Genomic DNA, 318 nt, shown 5'->3' with positions numbered 1-318 from the left:
ACCCCGCGGACAGGCAGCTTCTCCGGAGCTCCCGTTCCCGCCTCCGCCGCACGGCTGCGGCCGGCCTCCTCTGCGCCGCCATGCCCGGATCCCTGGCCCTGACCGCCGGCCCCGCCTCGGCTCCCGCCGCTTTCGCCTCTGACCAATCCAGCGGCAAAACGCTCAAGCTGGCGCTGACCGGAGACATCGACACACTCAATCCGTTCAAGGCCATCCTCGCGACCAGCTCGAACATCCTGGCCCTGCAGTACCAAAACCTGGTGGCCTACGGTCCTGAGCAGAACGAGGAAATCCCCGGCATGGCCGAGAGCTGGGAAA

At 67.6% G+C, this 318-nt stretch carries 1 pseudogene; it reads left to right on the top strand.

The features are described from left to right. Positions 1–80: 80 nt before the first annotated feature. Positions 81–318: pseudogene (locus SB754_RS19670) on the top strand (ABC transporter substrate-binding protein); the annotation flags it as partial.

The sequence above is a fragment of the Leifsonia sp. SIMBA_070 genome, assembly GCF_046534635.1.
Classification (GTDB): Bacteria; Actinomycetota; Actinomycetes; order Actinomycetales; family Microbacteriaceae; genus Leifsonia.
Note: the sequence above shows the minus strand (reverse complement) of the source record. Positions and strands in the feature narration are given on the sequence as shown.